The following is a 16,848-nucleotide window of genomic DNA, read 5'->3' on the forward strand; positions in this document are numbered from 1 at the left end:
TCATTAAGAAAGAAATTTTTGTCATAGAATTGCTTATTTTTCTTAATTTCTTAATGGTTTTAAATGTTTTGTTTCGCTTCGATCTGGAATACCTTTTCAATCCATTCGATGCTTTCATCGACTAAAGTATTGTCGTCTTTGAGGTGGTTGGCGAAATGTGTCGTGATTTTCTGGATGATGCGGTTGCTGATGATTTCAGCCTGCTCTTCGTTGAAATTCTGTATTTTTTTACTTTGGAAATCGAGTTCCGAAGCCTTGATAGCGTTGAGTTTTTCTTTCAAAGCGTTTATCGTCGGGCGAATTTTCGCGCTTTTGTCCAATTGACAAACTCTTCCTTGATTTCTTCGATGATTGCTTCTGCAGCCGGAATGTGGAGTTTTCTTTTTTCCAAAGTCTCGTCAGTCATTTGCGACAGATTGTCCATGTGGATTAATGTCACGTTTTCCAAATCGGTTACATTTTCATGCACGTTTTTCGGAATCGACAAATCTAAAATCAAAAGTGGTTTTTTCAAATTCAGAATGGCCTTGTCTATTGTCGGATTTTGTGCGCCTGTTGCTACAACGACGACATCTGCTTTTTGTAATTCCAGATGCAATTCTGAATAATCTTTTACGATCAGATTGAGTTTTCCGGCAAGTTTTTCGGCTTTGTCTTTTGTTCTGTTGATGAGCGTAATGTGCTCGTTTTTAGTGTGTTTTACTAAATTCTCGCAGGTATTCCTGCCGATTTTCCCAGTGCCGAACAACAGGATATTTTTATTGCGGATGTCTTCAATATTTCGGATGATATATTGTACGGACGCGAACGAAACAGAAGTCGCGCCTGAACTGATCTCCGTTTCCGTCTTAATCCTTTTGCTCGCCTGAATTACGGCGTTAATCAATCGGTCTAGATAAGCATTGATCAAACCAAAAGAACGCGATTCCGCAAAACTGGTTTTCAACTGGCTGATGATTTCAAAATCGCCTAAGATTTGGGAATCCAGACCTGTTCCAACGCGGAACATGTGCGAAACGGCTTCCTGGTTTTATACACAAAACCTACTTTCTGGAAAGCTTCGATGCTGCCATTGCTGTTCTCGCAAATCAGTTTTATAAGCTGGAAAGGATGTTCTGCAAAACCGTAAATCTCAGTACGGTTGCAGGTCGAAGTCACGATAAGGCTTTCAATGCCTTCGCGTTTTGCCTGTTCAAGCAATCTCGTTTTCATGGCGGCATCAAGACTGAATCTTCCGCGGGTTTCGGCATCGGCTTTTTTATAGCTCAATCCGACCGCGTAAAAATATTGATGCTTTGTCAAAGTAATTTGCTCCATACGTGCGTTCCCTGATTTAGGTGAGACAAAATTATCATTATACACTTTATAAAAATAACGCTGGAAGGACTATTTGTATCGCTATGGGATTTTTTAAACCAAAATGCCTGAAACAACGTAAATTCTTGTAAATTTGTACTGAAATCAAGCCATGGCAATTGCCTTATGTAGAACAATTCTAAATAAATATATTGGTTGGTTTCAAATATAATTACGAAAAAATACCGCTATGGGTTCTCAGGAAGTAATAAAAATTGAAGATGATTTTACGCTGATTCGTTTTCAGAACGATGAAAGTGAGATTTTTCGCGCGGAAAGGCAGATACAGCAAGGACTTATACAATTTCACTTCGGCATTAAAGGCAAGGCAAAATTTATCTTTAATCAGGGCAATTATGCGTTGGATTTGAAGGAAGAGAAGTCATTATTCCTTTATAATCCTCAAAAAGAACTGCCATTGAACCTCGAGTTGGCGCCAAACTCATGGGTAATTTCCGTCATAATTTCGATAAAAAAGTTCCATGCGCTGTTTTCATCTGAAGCCGATTATATTCCGTTTTTAAGCGAAGAGAATAAGGATAAGAAATATTATGACGAGGGAAATATCAGTCCGTCGATGGCCATTGTTTTGAGCCAGTTGTTCCATTTCAACCTGCATCCGTCGATTAAAAACCTTTATTATAAAGGAAAAGGGTATGAATTGCTGAGCTTATATTTCAATCGAAGTGAAGATCCCGATGCCGAACAATGTCCGTTTTTAATTGACGAAGACAATGTTCTCAAAATCCGAAAAGCAAAGGAAATCGTCATCGCCAATATGGCTGAACCGCCCGGATTACAGGAACTCGCAGACCAGGTCGGCCTCAATCTCAAAAAGCTCAAAATGGGTTTCAAGCAGATTTACGGCGACAGCGTTTACAGCTTCCTGTTCGATTATAAAATGGAATACGCCCGCAAATTGCTTGAAGATGGTTCGCACAATGTCAATGAAGTCGGCCTCAAAATCGGCTACAGTACGGCGAGCCACTTCATTTCGGCATTTAAGAAAAAATTCGCGACTACACCTAAAAAATACCTGATGTCGCTCAATCCAAATACATAATTTATTCAAATTTTCACTGCAAATCAAATCCATGAAAGGAGTATTATTAGTCAATTTAGGCTCGCCTGAAAGTCCGGAACCAAAACACGTAAAACCATATTTAGACGAATTTTTAATGGACGCCCGCGTCATCGATGTGCCGTATTTACTGCGTGCGCTTTTGGTTCGCGGCATCATTTTAAGAAAACGCCCGGAACGTTCCGCTGCCGCGTATAAAAAAATCTGGTGGGAAGAAGGTTCGCCGCTGATTGTCATTTCGCAAAGGATGCACGCAAAGGTTGAAAAATTGGCCGAAGTGCCGGTTTCACTCGCGATGCGCTACGGAAAACCATCCATTTTATCAGGATTGCAGGAATTGCATGACAAAGGCGTTGATGAAGTTTTGCTGTTTCCACTATATCCGCAGCACGCGATGGCGTCGACAGAAACGATTTTGGTTTTAGCGGAAGAATTGCGGAAGAAGCATTTTCCGCAGATGAAATTCACGATTGTTCCTGCTTTTTACAACAAGCCCGATTATATCAAAGATTTGGCAAATTCGATGCAGAAACACCTGAAGGATTTCGAATATGACCATTTGTTATTTTCCTATCATGGCATTTCGCAACGCCACATTCGCAAAACCGACATTACAAAATCGCATTGCAAAATCGATGGTTCCTGCTGCAATACGCCTTCACCGGCGCATGAATTCTGCTACCGCCACCAATGTTATGAAACAACGCGCCAGGTCGTAAAATTACTCGGAATCCCAGAAGGAAAATACAGCCAGACGTTCCAGTCGAGATTGGCGGGCGATAAATGGCTCGAACCTTACACTGATATCGAAATCAATAAAATGCCAGAAAAAGGCATCAGGAATTTAGCCGTTGTAACACCAGCTTTCGTAGCCGATTGCCTCGAAACTTTAGAGGAAATCGCGATGGAAGCCAATCACCAGTTTAAAGAACACGGCGGCGAAAATTTCCTCGCGATTCCATGCCTCAACGACGGTGACGAATGGTCGCAAACCGTCAGCAACTGGATCAACGAATGGGTTGCGGCTGAAAAAATAAGCGTATAAATGGCGTCCGCTTCCGAAGGATTAGGTACGCAGGATATTAAAAAACTGCTGATGAAGCAAGCGATTCCGGCCTCTGTCGGGATTTTGTTCATGACGGTTAATATACTTGTAGACACAATTTTCGTCGGAAAATGGATTGGCCCGATTGCGATTGCGGCTTTGACCGTCGTTACGCCGGTTGCATTTCTGATTGCCTCAATTGGACTTTCGATTGGCGTTGGCGGAACATCCGTTTTATCGCGCGCATTGGGCGAAGGCGACAAACAGAAAGCTTATGCGGCGTTCGGGCATCAAATCGCAATGACATTCTTGCTTTCTTCGGTTTTAGTCATTTTGGGTTTGTTTTTCAGCGAAGACATGCTGGTGCTTTTTGGTGCAAAAGGGAAAATCCTCGCGCCTGCAAAAGAATTTTTATATCCGATTTTACTCGCGGCTCCGCTTCAGGCGTTGTGTTCAGTTGGCAACAGCGTTATCCGTGCCGAAGACAAATCGAAATTCGCCATGATCGGGATGATTGTCCCGGCTTTCGGAAATGTTTTGCTCGATATACTTTTCATCAAAATTTTTAACTGGGGCATTTTTGGCGCGGCAATGGCAACGGCACTTTCGTTCTTAATGGCATTTTTGTATGTGGTTTGGTTTTTCCTATATAAAAGTGAACTCAAAATCCGCCCGAAACATTTTATTCCGCAGCCGAAATTGATCGGTGAAATATCCTCTTTAAGCGCAACGACTTTCTCACGACAAGGCGTTATCAGTATTTTATCGGTACTTTTAAACCACGTTCTTTTCAACCACGGCGGTGAAAATGCAGTCACGATTTACGGCATCATCAGCAAAATGCTCATGTTTGCGTTGTTTCCGGTTAACGGTATTACTGAAGGATTTCTTCCTGTTGCCGGATTCAATTACGGAGCCAAAAAATTCACCCGCGTTCGCGAATCGATTTTTACTTCGATAAAATTTGCAGGAATTATTGCCATTTTAATTTACGCGGTGATTTTAATTTTTGCCAACCCTATTGCAACCATTTTCAGCAACGATGCGAAAATTGTCGCCGATACGCCTAATGCGTTGCGATGGGTTTTTGCCGCCTCTCCGATTATTGCCATTCAACTTATCGGCGCAGCCTATTTCCAGGCGGCCGGAAAAGCAATAAAGGCGTTACTATTGACATTGACCAAACAGGGATTTTTTCTGATTCCGCTAATTCTTATTTTACCCGATAAATTTGGTATTTTTGGAGTATGGATTGCCTTTCCGATTGCCGATATTCTGGCGACGATTGTCACGGCGATTTTCCTTACCAAAGAACTCAAAACAAAACTGAAGCCGTCATGATGGAATATTACAATTACTTAAAATCACTCCACCTGATTTTTGTCATCACCTGGTTTGCGGGCTTGTTTTACATTGTTCGGCTTTTTGTTTACCAGATTGAAGCGGCGAAAATGCCTTCTCCGGAAAAGGAAATTCTGCAAAAGCAATATAAAATAATGACGTATCGGCTTTGGTATATCATCACCTGGCCGTCTGCGGTCTTGGCGACAATTTTTGCCATTTCGTTGTTATGCCTCAATTCTGGTCTGATTTATGCAGATTATATGCAGGTGAAATTCGGCTTCGTATTCCTGCTGTTTTTATACCACGGAAAATGCCAGCAAATCTATTCGCAATTGCAAAACGACAACATAAAATATACGTCAGGATTTATGAGATTGTGGAATGAAGGCGCAACCATCATCCTTTTCGCCGTGGTTTTCATCATCATCGTAAAAGACGCGCTCAACTGGATTTACGGCGTCATCGGCATCATTTTATTCTCGGTGATTTTGATGCTGGGCTTCAAATTTTACAAGAAAATCCGCGAAAGAAACCAATCTTAAATGCTCAAAGCCGTCAAAATAAAACGCGTTTCTCTGCGAATCAGGATTTTCCTGTCGATGATCGTATTGACGCTGATTGCATCGATTTTGATGGCTTCGATTTCGATTTTCCAGTTTAAGAAAGAAGCGCTGGTTTACCATCAGGAAAGGCTAGAGCGAAAGGAAAATGCGATTAAGGAACACATCAACTTCATACTTTCCAACACGACTTATCCGCTTACGACGGAAAATCTCCCGCTGATTTTTAAGGATAAAATACACGAACTGGCCGATATTCATAGTTTGCAAATCAACATTTATAGCCTTAAAGGGAAATTGCTCAAATCGTCGAAAGCATCTTTTTCAATAGACAAATCTGCGCCGCCAATTCCGGATTATATTTTGCGTTTGGTGCAGTCTTCGATGGACAAAAGATATGTTGATATCAAAGTCATCGACGGTAAAAAATACCGTTCTTCTTTCAGCCAGATTAAAGATTTGAAGTTCAAGCCGCTTGGAATTGTCAGTCTTCCCTACATAGAAGACGATGGTTTTTATGATAAGGAATTGCAGAATTTCCTTATTCGATTGGGCAGGTTTACGGATTTATGCTCATCATCGCTTTTGCATTGGCGTATTTTCTTTCAAGCTACATCACAAAATCATTGAAGGCAATTTCCGATAAACTCACCGAGACCAGCCTCAACCAGAAAAACGAGAAAATCGAATTGCAGGACAGCAGCCGTGAAATTTCCCTTCTGATTAACGCTTACAACGGAATGGTCGACAAACTCGAACAAAGCGCCGTGATGCTCGCGCAAAGCGAAAGGGAACAGGCTTGGCGTGAAATGGCACGTCAAGTGGCACATGAGATCAAAAATCCGCTGACGCCGATGCGATTGACGGTACAGAGTTTCCAGCGAAAATTCGATCCGAATGATCCTGATGTGCGCCAGAAAATGGATGATTATTCAAAGATTTTAATCCAGCAGATTGATACGATGACTTCGGTCGCGTCGGCATTTTCGAATTTCGCTTCGATGCCGGCACAGCAGAATGAAACATTAAACGTAGTCGAAATTGTTGAGTTGGCACTCGAAATTTTCAACGAAGAATACATCGATTTTAATGCTGAAGAAGAAAAAATCATCACCCGGTTAGACCGTACGCAACTGATCCGCGTCATCACCAACCTTGTCAAAAACGCCATTCAGGCGATTCCCGAAAAGCCAGGAATACAAATCAATTATTGTTTGGGTCAGGCGCGAAGAAAACAATGTCCTTATTACAGTAGAAGACAATGGCGTCGGCATCGAACCGTCGAATACACAATATATTTTCGAACCGAAATTCACCACCAAAACCAGCGGCATGGGCCTCGGCCTCGGAATTATCAAAAACATCATTGAAAATTACAAAGGAACAATTACATTTGAAACCGAATACGGCCGCGGCACTGTTTTTACTGTTTCGCTGCCTTTAACTCAACCATAATGAACTACGAAAACATACTCGTTGCTGACCAAAACGGCATTGCAACCGTTACAATCAATCGTCCGGATAAATTAAATGCGCTAAATAAGAACACGATTTCAGAATTGCACGAGGCGTTCAAAACTTTGCAGCACAACCCTGAAATCCGCGTAATTGTTGTCACCGGAAGCGGTGAAAAAGCATTTGTTGCCGGCGCAGATATTTCAGAATTCGCCAATTTTTCTATCGAAGAAGGCGCACAACTTGCCGCACAAGGTCAGGAATCACTTTTTGATTATGTCGAAAATTTAAAAACACCGGTCATTGCAGCCGTTAACGGATTTGCGCTCGGCGGCGGATTGGAACTAGCGATGGCCTGTCATTTCAGGGTTGCCTCCGAAAATGCAAAAATGGGACTTCCCGAAACTTCACTCGGCGTTATTCCGGGTTATGGCGGAACGCAGCGTTTGCCGCAACTCATCGGAAAAGGCCGCGCAATGGAAATGATCATGACCGCCGGAATGATCAATGCGGAACAGGCTTTGCAGTTTTCTCTTGTAAATTATGTAGTGCCACAACCGGAATTATTGTCATTCTGCTATGGAATCGCTGAAAAAATCATGAAGAATTCGCCTATCGCTATCGGAAAAGCAATCAAAGCTGTGAATGCCAATTTCAAAGAAGGCGAAGACGGTTTCAAAACTGAAATCAAAGCTTTTGGGTATTGTTTCGGAACTGAAGATTTTAAGGAAGGAACGACGGCATTTCTTGAAAAAAGAAAACCGGTATTTCCCGGAAAATAACAAAAAATCCCTGAACGTTCAGGGATTTTTTATACAAATAATGCTTTTAACTCGGTCGCTTCGGCAGGTTTCATTTTTCCGGCAAGTACTAAACTGAGTTGTTTTCTCCTTAATGCTGCGTCATAGCGCTCCTTTTCGAGTTCCGTTTCCGGAATGATTGGCGCCACTTCTACTGGACGGCCTGTATCGTCAACGGCTACGAAAGTATAAATAGCTTCGTTGGCTTTGGTTTTGTTGCCCGATTCACGATCTTCAATCCACACATCGATAAAAATTTCCATCGAGCTTTTGAAGCTTCTTGAAACTTTTGCTTCAACAGTGACAACACTTCCCAAAGGAATGGCGCGGTTAAATGCGACGTGGTTCACGGAAGCCGTTACCGTAATCCGGCGAGAATGTCTTCTGGCAGCAATACTTGCGGCACCTGCCGATTCTGGCCAACAATTCACCTCCAAAGAGATTATTCAGCGGATTGGTTTCACTCGGCAGTGACCAAATCGGTCAAAACGGTCATGGATTCTGATGGATGTTTGGGAAGCATAGTTATTTTTTTGCAAAGATAGTTAGTTTTTGGGGAGATGGAAGAATCAAGAGACAAGAATCAAGATAGTGCCGGTGTAAAATAAAAAAAGCAGTAAAGAGATATTTCTTTCTGCTTTATGCGTAAACCAAGAAGTCTTGATTCTTGGCTCTTGATTCTATTTTCTTGAAGCTACAGTTCGTCTATCAAAAGCCAGGCTTCACTGCTTTGCGTTTTGTGGATTTCCCGCATCGCAGCCTGTGCTTCGCCGTAACTGGCGTAACTTCCGTATAAAACAGGGAATAATCCGTAACGGTTTTTCTGCAATCTTCTCGATTTGAAACCGGCATTGCTGAGTTTTTCAAAAATGCGTTGCGCGTTTCTTTCATCGCGGAAAGCGCCGGCAACAATATGGTAAGGCAATTTTTGTTCTTTCACCGAAAGCGTCACATTCGGCAGTGGGTTTTCAATGAAAAAAGTTGCTTCCTGGATTTTATGCTGAACATCTTTTGCACTTCGGTCTGCACTAATTGTGTTTCTACAGCAATTTGATGTTGGTAATAATTATTGGCGAAGAAACCTGCGGTGCCCAATCCGATCACAAAAATAGCAGCGTATTTCAGGTAAGAATAACTTCTTTTTTCAGGAACAAATTGTACAACCGGAATTTCTTCTTCGGTAGTTTCAAGAGTTTCGATTTGAAATTGCTTTTCAATTTCTCTTTTAATAAATGGAGAAACGAATGACGTCAATCCGAATGAAGAAGTGAAATAATTGACAGTATTCGCCGCATCGAAAACAACGTTTCCTTCTGCATTCACAGAAAAATCCCCGATGTTATTCAAAGAAATCTGCTGGAAGTTCTGCAGTGCATTTTTCCAAAGATTTACTTCTTTCTGGATTTGCTGAACGGCACTTTCATATGAGATTTTTTCGATTTGAGAAATGTGGTTCGCGAGCAATCCGTCGTTGTTTTTCAGGTACGAATTAAACGAAACCAGCTTTCGCGGCGGCGCAAATCCGTTCGATTCTTCGTTAAGCTGCGCCGACTGGATTTCAGTCAAAAACGCTCCGAATCCCGGAATCGTCACACATTGATAACGGTACAAAAGCGGCGCTATGTATTGTTCGATCTTCATTAAAACAAAGTTAGATATTAAGCTGCGCCGTCAAAATTTTATCAACAAATTTTATTAACAATTTTGGGAAATTTTATATAAATTGAGCCTCAAATACTTAGTATGCGCCATTCAGATTTATTTTACCTTTTAGCCCTCCAGAAAGTGGAGGGAGTGGGCGACATTGTTGCCAAAAAGCTGCTTTCGCAATTCGGGACTGCGGAAGAAATCTTTAAGACAAAATCATCAAAACTGATGTCGGTTGACGGTGTCGGGACGGTTTTACTCAGAAAACTTCGCGACAAATCGGTTTTTATTAAAGCGGAAAAAGAACTTTCTTACCTCGAAAACAACAACATCGACATTCTATATTTTCAGGATGAAGATTATCCCGAAAGATTGCGGCATTGCGTCGATGGGCCGGTTTTGCTTTTCGCATCGGGAAATATCGATTTTAAGAACCGGAAAATCATCAGCATTGTCGGAACGCGGCAGATCACTTCATACGGAACGGCTTTCTGCAAGGAATTCATTGCCGACCTGGCGCCTTTAAACCCAATAATCGTCAGCGGATTTGCTTATGGAGTAGACATCGTTGCACATCTTTCCGCCATCGAAAATAACTTGCAAACGATTGGCGTTGTTGCACACGGACTTAATCAGGTTTATCCGAAACAGCACAAGAAATTTGTCGCCAAAATGGAAAACAATGGTGGTTTTTTGACGGAATTCTGGAGTTCCTCCAATCCCGAAAAGGAAAATTTTGTGCGGCGAAACCGCATCGTCGCCGGCATTTCAGAAGCGACAATTGTCATTGAAAGCGCCGATAAAGGCGGCTCGCTGATTACAGCCAACATCGCCAACGATTACAACCGCGATGTTTTTGCCGTTCCCGGAAGGTCGAATGACATATACAGCCAGGGTTGCAACAACCTGATCAAACAACAAAAAGCGCATCTGCTGACAAGCGCTGCAGACTTGATTTATATGCTCAATTGGGATTTCGAAACTGCCGCGAAACCTGTTCAAAAGCAATTGTTTGTGGTTTTGGAGGATGAAGAACAGAAGATTTACGATTTCCTTCTGAAAAACGGAAAGGAATTGCTTGATATTATTGCACTTCGCTGCGATTTACCGGTTTTCAAAATGGCGTCTACTTTATTGAATATGGAATTGAAAGGCGTAATCCGTCCTTTACCCGGGAAATTATTCGAAGCGATTTAATTTTTTTATTTGGGCAGAAATGAAGCTGAACTTAAAAAGCTATTTTTGTCGGTACCATTTTCAATTCTATGAACGTCATTGCATTATTCGAAAAGCTTGAACTCGACAAGTCTGCGGTCGGAAATTTCACTGCGGAAGATATTATCCGCGTCGAAAAGAAACTGAATGCAACACTTCGGGCAGATCCTGAAATCGATCTCCAATTCGGCACATAATCTTATCGAGGCGTTAACGCATTTCCAAAAAGCGTTTGCGATTGTTGCGGGAAATCGCGCATTATATCAATTTTTTTCGGGGAAGGATTATATTCAAAGCAGTTTTAACGAAGAAGTTGTTTCCGTTGAAGCCGGGTTTGTGCGTTTGTTCTTTTCGCGGTTTTTAGAAGAAGATTTCCTGGTGCAGGCAGATCGTGATATCGCAGCGAACAGTTTCGGTAATCTTGCGGAAATATTAAAATTCAAGGAATACATTCCGGAAGAAGCGCTGTATAAATTGCAGCAAAGGCTTTTCGCAAAAGTTGAATTTGCCATTGCAATCCTTAATAAAAAGTTCATAACCGAATACGAAATCCCATACCTTAGATACACAGATTTTTATAATTTGCTGAATCGTTTCAGTTCCGTCGAAACAGACCAAAAAGTGATGGGTCTGTTGAATTTGCTTACGCGACTGAAAAACTCAGGTGTTAAAAAACAATTTATAAGCGAGGTTTTTGTTGCGATGTCAGCTTATATTCCTTTTGACGGAGAATTTTCTTCGGTGCTCGAGAGAAATCGTTCCGGAATAAAGAAAAAAACAAACATTAACTGGATCCGGATTCCGGTGATTCTTATCCTTTTAGTCCGTATTTTCTTTTGGTTTCATAAATATGAATCCAAATATGGTTCATCACCCACCTATACCCCAACGGCAAATGAAAAGTTTTCTGACAGTATCAGTTCTGTTCAGCAGCAAATTGATGCCAATCGCGTTAAGCTGCGGAATGACAGGCAATTATCGCCTGATAATGTGGGATATTTTTACAATTACCTGACCAATTACGACAAATCAGAATTGAAGACAGATAATCAAGGCGATCATACATTTGCTGACAGCGAAAATCCGTTCTCGTATTTTTACGGAACAGACGAAGGCAATTCGAAAGAAATTTTGCTGAAGAATAATTCAAAATATGATTTGATCGTAATGAAAAATCAGGAATCGGGAGGCGTTTCGTTTCCTGTTTATGCTTATTTCGTAAAATCGAAAAAATCAATTAAAATCGCCTCTAAAAGCAATGCAGGCCAGCTTTCCTATAATTTTTATTTTGGAAATGATTTGACGCTTTTCGGCAGCAGGACGATAAAATGGTACGGTGCACCGAGGTTTGTCAAACTTCCGGAAAATGCAAGGGAAAAGTTAGGAAAGACATTTATTATCGCAAACGAAATGACCATAACCGACAAAGGCACATCGATTTTACTGCGATCAAATGGAATGAAATGCAAACCTGGGCCTGCAACTATAGCCGAGTACTTGTTGGAATAAATGGTTTACTGAAATCCTAATTTCTTACGCACTTTATCCAAAACGCCATTGGCAATTACTTTTGCTTTTTCCGCACCCAATTCCAAAGCTTTGTCAATTTCAGGAAGGTTGTTGATATAGTAATTGTATTTTTCTCGTTCGGCGCTGAATTTTTCTGTAATCAGTTCGAATAAAGCCTGCTTGGCGTGACCGTAACCGAAATCGCGGTTCGCATTTTTATATTTGATTTCCATTTCAGCCACCTGACGCTCGTTCGCCAATAATTTATAGATGGCGAAAATCTTGCAGGTTTCTGTATTTTTAGGTTCTTCGAGCGGCGTACTGTCGGTTTCGATTGACATTACCTGCTTGCGAAGCGCTTTGTCATCGAGAAAAATATTGATGATATTGTTGGCTGATTTGCTCATTTTTCCGCCATTGGTTCCGGGAACGAGTTTGGTTTCTTCGTGCGTAAAAGGCTCCGGAAGCACGAAAGTTTCGCCCATTTGGTGGTTGAATCTTGAAGCGACGTCGCGTGTGATCTCGATGTGCTGCAACTGGTCTTTCCCAACCGGAACGAACTGTGCGTCATACAACAAAATATCCGCAGCCATTAACATCGGATACGAGAATAATCCGGCATTGACATCTTCCAGACGATCAGATTTATCCTTGAACGAATGTGCCAAAGTCAATCGCTGAAACGGAAAAAAGCAACTCAGATACCATGACAATTCTGCTGTCTGCGGTACATCCGACTGGCGGTAAAAAATAACTTTGTCAATATTTAATCCGAATGCCAACCAGGTCGCAGCTGTGCTATAAGTGTTTTGACGCAACAGATCGCCATCTTTTATCTGCGTGACTGAATGTAAATCGGCTATGAACAGGAACGATTCGTTTTCTGGCTTATTCGATAGTTCGATGGCTGGTATGATGGCGCCCAGAAGGTTGCCCAAATGTGGGGTTCCTGTGCTTTGTATGCCGGTTAGGATTTTTGACATTTTTTGTGATTTGGTGCAAATTTAAATTAAAAATTCTCGCAAAGGTGCAAAGGCGCAAAGTTTTCAAGGAGTAAATATTTAAAATCTGCTTTGCGACTTCGCGCCTTTGCGAGCAAAATAAATCCTTACATTTGGGAATGAAAATTTTAAAAATGACCTTCTGGGTGCTTTGGCGCATCTGGTTTTACATATTGATGGCGATTCCGATTCTGGTAATGCTCCCGTTCCTGCTCATTTCGATATTGAAGGAAGAATGGTATCCGTATTTCTTTGTGATGGCGAGGATCTGGGCAAAATTCATTCTTTTCGGAATGGGTTTCCGCTACAAAGTCGAATACGAACAGGAAATCGAACCACACAAGAGCTATATGTTCATCGCCAATCACACTTCGATGACAGACATCATGCTCATGCTTTCTATCATCCGAAATCCGTTTGTTTTTGTTGGAAAGAAAGAACTCGTGAATATTCCGCTGTTTGGATTTTTCTATAAAAAGACGTGTATTTTAGTCGACCGCAAAAGCTCCAAAAGCCGCATGGAGGTTTTCGAACGTGCCCAGAAACGATTGGCGCAAGGTTTAAGCATCTGTATTTTTCCCGAAGGCGGCGTTCCCGATGATGAATCTGTTCTGCTCGACGAATTCAAAGATGGCGCTTTTCGCCTGGCGCTGGAACACCAGATTCCGATTGTACCGATTACTTTCGCAGACAACAAAGAGCGTTTCTCCTATACTTTTATGAGTGGAAGTCCGGGATTGATGCGTGCCAAAACGCATTGTTTTATTCCGACAGCCGGATTGTCTTCCGACCAGAAAAAGACGGTTCGCGACCAATCCTGGAAAGTAATTCACGACCAGCTTGTGGCTTTTCAGAAATAAAAAAGCCCGCCGAAGCAGACTTTCATATTTATTACTCCCGAAGTAATAAAACAAAATAAAGCGTATAATATCTTAAAAGCTAAAGCTTACGCCCGAATACAATCCGATAAAGTAAGGCTTAAAGTTTCCTGCATTTTTATTGAAAGTATTGATCTGGTATTTAAACGTAGGCTCAAAATTGAACTGGAACGCCTTCCAGAAACTGTATTTGAATCCGAGTCCGAGGTTCGAACTGAAATGCACATCATTCAAATTATTCGCTTTACCCAAAACCGCAGACGCAGTCGACGATTCAACCGTCACCTGATTTTCATTCAGGAAAAGCGTGCTCACGCCTCCGATTAATGAAACCCCGAATTTGCGGTCGATCAGTTTGTAAGACAATTCCAACGGTACTTCGATATAACCCATTCTTTGTGTCATCACACCGGTTGAAACTTCCTGCAAAGCGTCGGCCTGGTCAGGCACGAGACCCATGCTCAGGGCCGCGTTCTTGCTCATTACTTCAAGGAAAGCCGCATTACCCGCAGGAGAAATGTTATTAAACGCCTGAGCGCCCAAACCGGCATAAAAAACCACGTCGTTGGTGTTGTAATTGAAATTCAGTTTCTGCACTCCGGCGCGAACACTGAGTTTTTATTGACGGCATAATTAACGCCGACACCATAAGTCAGGTTGTTTTCGTAAGTTTTATCGTTATTGGCGAATTGCTTGTCAATCGGGGAACCTTCGGAAGTTGAACTAAAATAAACAGGGGCAACATTAGAGGTAATTTGCCACCTGTTCAATTTAGTTACAGCAACTCTGGTTTCTTTTTCATTTTTCTGTTTGAGCAATTCTTCCAGCGGATTAGGCTCGGTCATAGCAGGAACCGTGTCTAATTTATTGTTTTCCGGTGTCTCTTTTACTGCGATTTTTTCGTTTGCAGTTTTCAGGTTTCCGGAAGTTGTGTTGTTTTCGTTTTTGCCTTTGTTCGTTACATCAGTTGCGGCAACAGCTTTTTCAGGCTGACTTTCGTCGAATTTTACCTGACCTGAAGTTGTTGCTTTTGTCGATTGATTGTTTTTTGATTGTCCTGATGAAACTCCGGCGATTTGAGTATTGTTTTTTGGCGTGACTATAGCTGCAGGTTTTTCTGCATTTTTGAGGTCTTTGCGTTGTTGTTCCTTGATTGAAGACGTGTTTGTTGATGCAACAGAAGTATTATTTTCTTCGTTTTGAGAAGGAACTTTTTTGATGCCTTTATGATGTTGTTCCTTTATAGAAGATTTGTTGATTCCCGCAACGGCAGTATTGCTTTCATTGTTTTTGAAAGCGGCATTTTTCAATTTTTTATTATTGGCTTTCGCCGAATTGGCTACAACATTTTCTGAATTCGCAGTAGCAATTTTCGTGTTGTTTTTCGATTTTTTGTTTTGGATGACATTTGACTCATCCGCGACAGCGTTATTATCAGAAGAAGTAACAGAATTATCTGGATTTACAGATTTAATTGGCGAATTCTGATTTACCACAGTTTCAGACTTTGGACTTTGGACTTTGGACTTTGGACTATCTTCATTTACAACTGCATCATTTTCCGTCGGATTTTCCGGAGTTACTTTGTTTTGCTCCAAAACCACACCATTTTCCGTCGAATTTTTATCCGAAATAAGATTCCAGGCGAACAATCCGATGAGTAAAACTGCCGCAACACCAGAAAGCTTCCACCAGAACGGAATGACTTTCCTGTCGTCTTTTTCTTTTAAAGCTGCTTCAATGTTCTTCCAAACCTGTGGATTAGGTTCGGATTCAAAATCCTTGAATTTTTCCTGAAACAGCCTGTCTAAACTTTTTTTATCGTTCATTTTGCTGAAGGTACTTTTTTACCGGTATAAATATCTATTTTTTCTTTCAGAATCTGCCTTGCGCGGGCCAGTATTCGATTTTGTTGTTCCTGTTGTAATATCAAGCATTTCTGATATTTCCTTGTGCGAATAATCGTCGAGTACGTAAAGGTTGAAAACCAATCGATACCTTTCGGGCAATTCCTGTATGATGCTCATCAGGAAATCGAGCGAGATATTTTCGTCGTCGAGTTCCAGCGTTTCTTCGTCGGCAACATCTTCGTTTACGACTTCGAGAAACCTTACGCCGCTTCTGTAACGCTGCAGCGCGTTGTTGATCATGATTCTTTTCGCCCAGCCTTCAAACGAACCTTTGAAATTAAACTGGTCGATTTTTTTAAAAATGATCAGGAAACCATCCTGAAGATTGTCTTCCGCCTCTGCGTAATTGCCCGAATATTTCAAGCAGACACCAAAGAACTTTGCAGCAAATAATTGATACAATTGTCCTTGCGCCTTACTGTCATTTTTCTTGCAATCAGCTATGAGTTGTTCTAACCCCACGGGCGTTCAATCCTTTTATAATTATTAATATACCGGAATGACAACATCTTCAAAAATGTCGTTCCCTGTGGCATCTGTTCCTTTGTAAAATTTAAAAGTATATGGAATTCCGGCGGCATTATTGGCTGTAAAATCAAATTTTACTTCATATGGCTCATTGTAGGGAATTGGCAGGCATTCTCTGTTGTCCTGAACCCGGCATTGAAACCCGATTGTTCTTGTGTCGCCGTTAGCCTGAAAATACAATCCGTCTAAAAAATAGCAATCCGTTGGTCGCAGATAGGTTACTTTAATTTCATATTTGTGACCTGTTTCAAAGCTTTCCGAAACGGTATAACCTTCAACAGGAAGCACTTCAAGATGGATTTCAGGCTCACTTTCATTACCTAAGCTGCAGGCATTCAGGAAAGAAACACACAATAGAAGCAAAAGGAATTTTTTCATTTCTGTTAATTTAAGTCTTTGATATTTAATTGATTACGTAAAATTTTATGATAAAATGTATTCAAAATTCAAAAACGGCATTCAATTTAATTTATTATTTGATAATTCATCTACATTCCATAGATGAGAATTGTCAGAAAT

Annotated in this window: 15 protein-coding genes and 4 pseudogenes; 10 read left to right on the forward strand and 9 right to left on the reverse strand. The window is 41.3% G+C overall.

Going from position 1 to position 16,848, the window contains the following annotated elements; genetic code table 11:
* Nucleotides 1-59: 59 nt before the first annotated feature.
* Nucleotides 60-1,317: pseudogene (gene hemA, locus ACSLFW_RS03995) on the reverse strand (glutamyl-tRNA reductase).
* Nucleotides 1,318-1,546: 229 nt separating this feature from the next.
* Here hemA and ACSLFW_RS04000 point away from each other — a divergent pair.
* The 6 genes and pseudogenes from ACSLFW_RS04000 to ACSLFW_RS04025 all read left to right on the forward strand — a co-directional run bounded on the left by ACSLFW_RS04000 (nucleotide 1,547) and on the right by ACSLFW_RS04025 (nucleotide 7,623).
* Nucleotides 1,547-2,419, forward strand: coding sequence for a helix-turn-helix transcriptional regulator (locus ACSLFW_RS04000; protein ID WP_436554738.1), 873 nt, complete (start codon nucleotides 1,547-1,549; stop codon nucleotides 2,417-2,419).
* A 31-nt stretch (nucleotides 2,420-2,450) separates the two neighbouring features.
* Entirely contained in the window at nucleotides 2,451-3,482 is a 1,032-nt protein-coding gene (hemH, locus tag ACSLFW_RS04005) for a ferrochelatase (RefSeq protein ID WP_436554739.1), read from the forward strand.
* Nucleotides 3,483-4,823, forward strand: coding sequence for an MATE family efflux transporter (locus tag ACSLFW_RS04010; protein WP_436554740.1), 1,341 nt, complete (start codon nucleotides 3,483-3,485; stop codon nucleotides 4,821-4,823). It begins immediately after the preceding gene.
* Entirely contained in the window at nucleotides 4,823-5,368 is a 546-nt protein-coding gene (locus ACSLFW_RS04015) for a CopD family protein (RefSeq protein WP_436557368.1), read from the forward strand. The genes ACSLFW_RS04010 and ACSLFW_RS04015 overlap by 1 nt, the downstream gene beginning before the upstream one ends.
* A gap of 57 nt (nucleotides 5,369-5,425) precedes the next feature.
* Nucleotides 5,426-6,841: pseudogene (locus ACSLFW_RS04020) on the forward strand (sensor histidine kinase).
* Nucleotides 6,841-7,623 (forward strand): enoyl-CoA hydratase/isomerase family protein, encoded by a 783-nt coding sequence (locus tag ACSLFW_RS04025; protein WP_436554741.1) that lies wholly within the window; start codon nucleotides 6,841-6,843, stop codon nucleotides 7,621-7,623. The pseudogene ACSLFW_RS04020 and the gene ACSLFW_RS04025 overlap by 1 nt, the downstream one beginning before the upstream one ends.
* A gap of 29 nt (nucleotides 7,624-7,652) precedes the next feature.
* Here ACSLFW_RS04025 and ACSLFW_RS04030 read toward each other — a convergent pair.
* The 3 genes and pseudogenes from ACSLFW_RS04030 to ACSLFW_RS04040 form a co-directional block, all read right to left on the reverse strand.
* A pseudogene (locus tag ACSLFW_RS04030) lies at nucleotides 7,653-8,164 on the reverse strand (acyl-CoA thioesterase).
* Nucleotides 8,165-8,335: 171 nt separating this feature from the next.
* Nucleotides 8,336-8,581: an SPOR domain-containing protein gene (locus ACSLFW_RS04035; RefSeq protein ID WP_436554742.1), complete on the reverse strand. Its 246-nt coding sequence runs from the start codon at nucleotides 8,579-8,581 to the stop codon at nucleotides 8,336-8,338.
* Between the two features lie 8 nt (nucleotides 8,582-8,589).
* Nucleotides 8,590-9,282 carry an SPOR domain-containing protein gene (locus tag ACSLFW_RS04040; RefSeq protein ID WP_436554743.1) on the reverse strand — a complete coding sequence of 231 codons (693 nt, stop codon included), beginning with the start codon at nucleotides 9,280-9,282 and terminating at the stop codon, nucleotides 8,590-8,592.
* A gap of 102 nt (nucleotides 9,283-9,384) precedes the next feature.
* Here ACSLFW_RS04040 and dprA point away from each other — a divergent pair, with 102 nt between their 5' ends.
* The 3 genes from dprA to ACSLFW_RS04055 all read left to right on the forward strand — a co-directional run bounded on the left by dprA (nucleotide 9,385) and on the right by ACSLFW_RS04055 (nucleotide 12,012).
* A complete protein-coding gene (gene dprA / locus ACSLFW_RS04045; RefSeq protein WP_436554744.1) occupies nucleotides 9,385-10,485 on the forward strand; it encodes a DNA-processing protein DprA in 1,101 nt (366 codons plus the stop codon).
* A 68-nt stretch (nucleotides 10,486-10,553) separates the two neighbouring features.
* Nucleotides 10,554-10,700 carry a hypothetical protein gene (locus ACSLFW_RS04050; RefSeq protein ID WP_436554745.1) on the forward strand — a complete coding sequence of 49 codons (147 nt, stop codon included), beginning with the start codon at nucleotides 10,554-10,556 and terminating at the stop codon, nucleotides 10,698-10,700.
* Nucleotides 10,651-12,012: a hypothetical protein gene (locus ACSLFW_RS04055; RefSeq protein WP_436554746.1), complete on the forward strand. Its 1,362-nt coding sequence runs from the start codon at nucleotides 10,651-10,653 to the stop codon at nucleotides 12,010-12,012. The genes ACSLFW_RS04050 and ACSLFW_RS04055 overlap by 50 nt, the downstream gene beginning before the upstream one ends.
* A 5-nt stretch (nucleotides 12,013-12,017) precedes the next feature.
* Here the strand turns inward: ACSLFW_RS04055 and trpS are convergent, their stop codons facing one another.
* On the reverse strand, nucleotides 12,018-12,995 hold the full coding sequence (gene trpS / locus ACSLFW_RS04060) for a tryptophan--tRNA ligase (RefSeq protein WP_436554747.1): 978 nt from the start codon (nucleotides 12,993-12,995) through the stop codon (nucleotides 12,018-12,020).
* A 137-nt stretch (nucleotides 12,996-13,132) separates the two neighbouring features.
* Between trpS and ACSLFW_RS04065 the strand changes: the two genes are divergently transcribed.
* Nucleotides 13,133-13,873, forward strand: coding sequence for a lysophospholipid acyltransferase family protein (locus ACSLFW_RS04065; protein ID WP_436554748.1), 741 nt, complete (start codon nucleotides 13,133-13,135; stop codon nucleotides 13,871-13,873).
* Nucleotides 13,874-13,945: 72 nt separating this feature from the next.
* Here ACSLFW_RS04065 and ACSLFW_RS04070 read toward each other — a convergent pair whose 3' ends face one another.
* From ACSLFW_RS04070 to ACSLFW_RS04085, 4 genes and pseudogenes are all read right to left on the reverse strand, one after another.
* Nucleotides 13,946-14,488 (reverse strand): hypothetical protein, encoded by a 543-nt coding sequence (locus ACSLFW_RS04070; RefSeq protein WP_436554749.1) that lies wholly within the window; start codon nucleotides 14,486-14,488, stop codon nucleotides 13,946-13,948.
* Nucleotides 14,476-15,720, reverse strand: a complete 1,245-nt coding sequence (locus ACSLFW_RS04075; protein ID WP_436554750.1) for a hypothetical protein — start codon at nucleotides 15,718-15,720, stop codon at nucleotides 14,476-14,478. Before ACSLFW_RS04075 ends, ACSLFW_RS04070 begins: the two co-directional genes overlap by 13 nt.
* Nucleotides 15,717-16,263: pseudogene (locus ACSLFW_RS04080) on the reverse strand (RNA polymerase sigma factor). The gene ACSLFW_RS04075 and the pseudogene ACSLFW_RS04080 overlap by 4 nt, the downstream one beginning before the upstream one ends.
* A 24-nt stretch (nucleotides 16,264-16,287) precedes the next feature.
* Nucleotides 16,288-16,707: a hypothetical protein gene (locus ACSLFW_RS04085; protein ID WP_436554751.1), complete on the reverse strand. Its 420-nt coding sequence runs from the start codon at nucleotides 16,705-16,707 to the stop codon at nucleotides 16,288-16,290.
* Nucleotides 16,708-16,848 lie beyond the last annotated feature (141 nt).

This window comes from Flavobacterium sp. 3HN19-14, assembly GCF_051373205.1.
In the GTDB taxonomy this organism is placed as follows: domain Bacteria; phylum Bacteroidota; class Bacteroidia; order Flavobacteriales; family Flavobacteriaceae; genus Flavobacterium.

Coding starts and splice junctions, on each gene's coding strand:
- ACSLFW_RS04000 (WP_436554738.1), top strand. CDS start 1,547: ATGGGTTCTCAGGAAGTAATAAAAATTGAAGATGATTTTACGCTGATT.
- hemH (WP_436554739.1), top strand. CDS start 2,451: ATGAAAGGAGTATTATTAGTCAATTTAGGCTCGCCTGAAAGTCCGGAA.
- ACSLFW_RS04010 (WP_436554740.1), top strand. CDS start 3,483: ATGGCGTCCGCTTCCGAAGGATTAGGTACGCAGGATATTAAAAAACTG.
- ACSLFW_RS04015 (WP_436557368.1), top strand. CDS start 4,823: ATGGAATATTACAATTACTTAAAATCACTCCACCTGATTTTTGTCATC.
- ACSLFW_RS04025 (WP_436554741.1), top strand. CDS start 6,841: ATGAACTACGAAAACATACTCGTTGCTGACCAAAACGGCATTGCAACC.
- ACSLFW_RS04040 (WP_436554743.1), bottom strand. CDS start 9,282: ATGAAGATCGAACAATACATAGCGCCGCTTTTGTACCGTTATCAATGT.
- dprA (WP_436554744.1), top strand. CDS start 9,385: ATGCGCCATTCAGATTTATTTTACCTTTTAGCCCTCCAGAAAGTGGAG.
- ACSLFW_RS04050 (WP_436554745.1), top strand. CDS start 10,554: ATGAACGTCATTGCATTATTCGAAAAGCTTGAACTCGACAAGTCTGCG.
- ACSLFW_RS04055 (WP_436554746.1), top strand. CDS start 10,651: ATGCAACACTTCGGGCAGATCCTGAAATCGATCTCCAATTCGGCACAT.
- trpS (WP_436554747.1), bottom strand. CDS start 12,995: ATGTCAAAAATCCTAACCGGCATACAAAGCACAGGAACCCCACATTTG.
- ACSLFW_RS04065 (WP_436554748.1), top strand. CDS start 13,133: ATGAAAATTTTAAAAATGACCTTCTGGGTGCTTTGGCGCATCTGGTTT.
- ACSLFW_RS04075 (WP_436554750.1), bottom strand. CDS start 15,720: ATGAACGATAAAAAAAGTTTAGACAGGCTGTTTCAGGAAAAATTCAAG.
- ACSLFW_RS04085 (WP_436554751.1), bottom strand. CDS start 16,707: ATGAAAAAATTCCTTTTGCTTCTATTGTGTGTTTCTTTCCTGAATGCC.